The 4,535-nt window shown below is 71.2% G+C and carries 7 protein-coding genes; all 7 read left to right on the top strand.

What is annotated here, in order from left to right:
- Positions 1-110, top strand: a 110-nt coding sequence (locus ACFXA3_RS36310; protein ID WP_385194355.1) for a CDGSH iron-sulfur domain-containing protein, incomplete at its 5' end; no start/stop codon positions are given.
- Positions 110-1,138, top strand: coding sequence for an iron-containing redox enzyme family protein (locus ACFXA3_RS36305; RefSeq protein WP_385194352.1), 1,029 nt, complete (start codon positions 110-112; stop codon positions 1,136-1,138). The genes ACFXA3_RS36310 and ACFXA3_RS36305, both read left to right, overlap by 1 nt.
- A gap of 90 nt (positions 1,139-1,228) precedes the next feature.
- Complete coding sequence (locus ACFXA3_RS36300; RefSeq protein ID WP_385194349.1) at positions 1,229-1,522, top strand: flavin reductase family protein; 294 nt, start codon at positions 1,229-1,231, stop codon at positions 1,520-1,522.
- Between the two features lie 121 nt (positions 1,523-1,643).
- Complete coding sequence (locus tag ACFXA3_RS36295) at positions 1,644-2,609, top strand: LLM class F420-dependent oxidoreductase (protein ID WP_385194347.1); 966 nt, start codon at positions 1,644-1,646, stop codon at positions 2,607-2,609.
- Between the two features lie 70 nt (positions 2,610-2,679).
- Positions 2,680-3,405 (top strand): HAD family hydrolase, encoded by a 726-nt coding sequence (locus ACFXA3_RS36290; protein WP_385194345.1) that lies wholly within the window; start codon positions 2,680-2,682, stop codon positions 3,403-3,405.
- A gap of 82 nt (positions 3,406-3,487) precedes the next feature.
- On the top strand, positions 3,488-4,030 hold the full coding sequence (locus ACFXA3_RS36285) for a hypothetical protein (protein WP_385194342.1): 543 nt from the start codon (positions 3,488-3,490) through the stop codon (positions 4,028-4,030).
- A 1-nt stretch (position 4,031) separates the two neighbouring features.
- The coding region (locus ACFXA3_RS36280; protein ID WP_385194339.1) for a hypothetical protein at positions 4,032-4,535 on the top strand (504 nt) is incomplete at its 3' end.

The following is a 4,535-nucleotide window of genomic DNA, read 5'->3' as shown; positions in this document are numbered from 1 at the left end:
CGGTGTGCACCTGCCGCCGCAGCCGCACGTACCCGTGGTGCGACACCAGCCACCGCCGCCGTGCGCGGGCCGGCTCACCGCCCGCGGAGCCCGAGGAGAGGAACCCGTGATGAGCCGTCCCGGCCCGAGCGCGACGGCGACCGCTCCCGGCCCCTGTCTGGTCGAGGGGCGGGGCGAGCTGTCCCGCGCCGTGACCGACGCCCTGCGGTCCGGTCGCCCGCCGGCGTACGACCCGGAGCCGGTCCTCAGGGCCGATCCGCTGGGGGAGGATCTCCAGCTCGCGCTGTATCTGCTGTACGAGCTGCACTACCGCGGTTTCGAGGACGTCGACGACGCACGCGAATGGGACCCCGACCTGTTGCAGCTGCGCCAGACCCTCGAAGGCCGCTTCCTGCACACCCTGCACACCGAACTGTCCGACGGGCCGAGCTCGGCCGAGGCCGCGTTCGCCCTGCTCCTCGTCGAGCCCGTCGACCCGTCCGGCAGTCTCAGCCGCTACCTGGAAACCGAAGGCGGGCTGTGGCAGCTGCGCGAGTACGCGGCCCTGCGCTCCCTCTACCACCTCAAGGAGGCGGACCCGCACGCCTGGGTCATCCCCCGGCTCACCGGCCGTGCCAAGGCCGCCATGGCGGCCATCGAGTACGACGAGTTCGGCGCCGGCCGCCCTGACCGCATCCACGCGCGGCTCTTCGCCGACCTCATGACCGACCTCGCACTGGATCCGACGTACGGCCGCTACCTCGATCTGGCCCCGGCACCCCTGCTCGCCACGGTGAACCTGATGTCCCTGTTCGGGCTCCACCGGGCCCTGCGCGGCGCACTCGTCGGGCACTTCGCATGCGTCGAGGTCACCTCGTCGCCCGGCTCCCGCCGCATGGCCAACGCCATGCGGCGCTGTGGCGCCGGCCCGGCGGCGGAGCACTTCTACGCCGAGCACGTGACGGCCGACGCCGTGCACGAGCAGGTCGTGCGTCACGAGGTGATCGGCGGGCTCCTCGCCGACGAACCCGCCCTCGAGCCGGACATCGCTTTCGGCTGCGCGGCCACGGTCCTCCTGGAAGACCGCCTCGCAGACCACATACGCCGGGCCTGGAACCAGGGACACACAGCGCTGCGCACCCCCTTGTCCGATCCGTGACAGGAGAGGCGAGGGAGGCGGTGTGCCTCATCCAGGCATGGGCCGCCGAGACCAGCGTGACGCACAGGACATCCGTCGTGGCTCCTCACGGTGCACTTGTTGCACCGGCGCGCCCGTGCTCTCGCGTCGCTCTTCGGAGGGGAGACGGGTGAGCGGGTGGACAAGTTCGCCATGGTCGGCTGGCGGCCGGGAGAATCGGGCAGTCCGGTCCTGGAGCAGGTCTCCACCTGGTTCACCGGCCGGATCGAGGGGCGCATCGAGGGCGGCGACCACGTGGGCTTCTCCTTGGCGCCGGTGGCGGTGTGCCCGCCGCCCGAGGGCCCGCCGCCCGCACTGCTCCGGTACCGGGAACTGCGGGACCTGGAGCCCGGCCACCCGGACTGATGCCACGACCGGGGCGGCGGACCGAGCGGAGCGATCAGCCGGATCCACCGCGAGCCGTGGACTCACCTCGCCCGCCCGCGCCGGCACGTTTCAAGCGTGCCGAAGCGGTAAGGCGCCCGGCATGGTGGGAATCGGATACACGATGATGACCGAGCAGACCGGACCCCGGGAACTGGTCGACCACGTGGTGGGAGCGGAGCGCGCGGGATTCGACTTCTCCGTCATATCCGACCACTCCTTCCCCTGGCTGGAGTCCCAAGGACACGCGCCCTACGCGTGGAGCGTCCTCGGCGCCGCAGCGCAGGCCACCTCCCGGATCCCGCTCATGACGTACGTGACCTGCCCGACCTTCCGCTATCACCCCGCGGTGATCGCCCAGAAGGCCGCAACGATGCAGCTCCTGTCCCAGGGACGCTTCCGCCTGGGCCTCGGCTCGGGCGAGCACCTCAACGAACACGTCGTCGGCGCGGACTGGCCCGCCGCCCACGTCCGCCTGGACATGCTCGAGGAAGCAGTGGGCATCATCCGCTCCCTGTTCACCGGCGGGTACGTCAGCCACCACGGGACGCACTTCGACGTCGTGAACGCCCGGGTCTGGGACCTCCCCGACGATCCGCCCCCGATCGGGATCGCCGCGTCCGGAGACCGCTCCTGCGAGATCGCGGGCCGCTACGGCGACCTCCTCGTCGCCACCGAGCCGAAGGCAGAACTGGTGGCCGCGTTCGGCGCGTACGGAGGCTCCGGCAAACCACGGGTGGGCCAGCTCCCGGTCTGCTACGACCCCGACCGCGATGCAGCGGTCGCCAGGGCTCACGACCAGTTCCGCTGGGCGCTCGGCGGCTGGAAGGTCAACGCGGAACTCCCCGGCCCGGCGGGCTTCGCCCAGGCCTCGCAGCACACCGGGCCCGAGGACGTCGCCGCTGCCATCCCCTGCGGCGATGACGTGGACGCGTTCGTCGACGCGGTACGCCCCTACGCCGACGCCGGATTCACCGAGATCGCCCTGATCCAGATCGGCGGCGACCAACAGGAATCATTCCTGGACTGGTCCGCCACGAAGCTGCTGCCGGCCCTGGGGGAGCTGTGAACGCGGCCTCCACCGTGAACGAGGCCGGGTCGAGCAGGGGCTCGGACTCCGAGGCCTGCGGGAGGCGGACATGAACCGTGCCGCGCTGTTCGATGTCGACGGCACCCTCGCCGACACGAACCACCTCCATGTCGTCTGCTGGTGGGAAGCCTTGCGGCAGGCGGGCCACGACGTCGCGATGCATGACATCCACCGCGCGATCGGACTGCCCGGCAAGGACCTCCTCGCGCACCTGCTGGGCGAGGGACGGGACACGAGGGAGGACGACGAGCTCAGCGCTGCCCACACCACCCTCTACGGCACGTACTTCGACCGGCTTCCCCCGCTGGACGCGGCAGCCGGCCTCCTGCGCGAGCTCGACCGACGGGGCTGGCGCGTCGTCCTCGTCACCTCCGCCCGGGACGCCGAGCTCGGCGCCCTCAGACGGGCCGTCGACGCCGACGACGCCATCACCGCGACGGCGAGCTCCGACGACGTCGACGAGGGCAAGCCCGCACCGGACCCGGTGCACCACGCCCTCGACCTCGCCGACGCACCTGTGCACGGCGCCGTACTCGTGGGCGACACGGTGTGGGACATGCAGGCCGCCTCCCGCGCCGACGTCGCGTGCGTGGGGCTGCTCTGCGGCGGCATCCCACAGCGCGACCTCGAAGAGGCCGGCGCCCGAGCCGTCTACCGGCACCCCGCCGACCTGCTCGCACACCTCGACACCAGCCCGTTCGCGGATGAGCCGGTGCCCGGTACCCGGAGTCCGGGCCGGTCACGGGTCACGCCGCCTCCGGACCGCAGCGCTTGAGCGGTGGCCCGCAGGGTAGGCGCGGGGCGTAGGTCAGAAGACGCTCCCGAAATCGGACGAGGCCCCAGGATGGAGGCCAACCATGTCGACCAGCACGCTGATAGTCGTCATTGCCGTAGCAGCCGTCGTCGTGATCGTGCTTGTGGTCGCGCTGTGGATGGCGGCGCGTCGACGGCGTCTGCAGAACAAGTTCGGACCCGAGTACGACCGCACAGTCGAGGTCGAGGGCGGCCGCATGGCCGCCGAACGCGAGCTGCGGGCCCGCGAAGAACGCCACGACAAGCTGGAGATCAAGGAGCTGCCACCCGAACGGAGAGACCGGTACGCCGTTGAATGGAGCACGGTCCAGGAGCATTTCGTGGACCGGCCGGAAGGCTCCGTGGAGGAGGCCGACGAACTGGTGTCGCGGCTCATGCGTGAACGGGGTTACCCCACGGACGACTACCGCGGGCAGCTGCGCGACCTTTCAGTCGAACACGGCCGAACCCTGGAGCACTACCGGGCCGCCCACGACGTCAAGGTACGCAGCGCCGGTCACCAGACGACGACCGAGGAACTCCGCGGGGCGATGGTGCACTACCGCGCCCTGTTCGACGACCTGCTGACTGAGCAGAGGAGCCGTTGAGATGCAGAACCACGCGAGCAGCAACGAGCGAGTGGGGGACTCCGGCATCACGACGGAGGACATCGCCCATCCGACGTCGGCTTCGGAGGCAGGTACGAACACCGGCACGGACGCCGCATCCGGCAGCGCGCCGGCCGACGGGCGGACGCCGCCCATGTACCCGGGGGAGGCCACCAGGGACACGGCTGCCACGGAGCGCGACGGCCGCGAAAGCGGGGAAGGGCTCCCGGCGGACCGCGAACCGCAGTCCGGCTCGGTGCAGGCAGGGGTTGACGAGCCACTGCTGGGTGCCGGGGACACCGCGGAGTACCACAAGGCGTGGAGCGAGGTACAGAGCCGGTTCGTCGACGACCCGCAGGAGGCGGTCAGGTCGGCGGACGCCCTGGTCGCCGAGGTGATGCAGACCCTTGCCCGTTCGTTCTCCGCCCACAAGCAGGGGCTGGAGGAGCAGTGGAGCCAGGGCGGACAGGTCGCGACCGAAGACCTGCGGCTGGCGCTGCAGCAC

This window comes from Streptomyces sp. NPDC059456 (assembly GCF_042750055.1).
In the GTDB taxonomy this organism is placed as follows: domain Bacteria; phylum Actinomycetota; class Actinomycetes; order Streptomycetales; family Streptomycetaceae; genus Streptomyces.
Note: the sequence above shows the minus strand (reverse complement) of the source record. Positions and strands in the feature narration are given on the sequence as shown.

Bases quoted from the DNA above. Each gene is read 5' to 3' on its own strand.
- ACFXA3_RS36305 (WP_385194352.1), top strand. From the start codon at position 110: ATGAGCCGTCCCGGCCCGAGCGCGACGGCGACCGCTCCCGGCCCCTGT.
- ACFXA3_RS36295 (WP_385194347.1), top strand. From the start codon at position 1,644: ATGGTGGGAATCGGATACACGATGATGACCGAGCAGACCGGACCCCGG.
- ACFXA3_RS36290 (WP_385194345.1), top strand. From the start codon at position 2,680: ATGAACCGTGCCGCGCTGTTCGATGTCGACGGCACCCTCGCCGACACG.
- ACFXA3_RS36285 (WP_385194342.1), top strand. From the start codon at position 3,488: ATGTCGACCAGCACGCTGATAGTCGTCATTGCCGTAGCAGCCGTCGTC.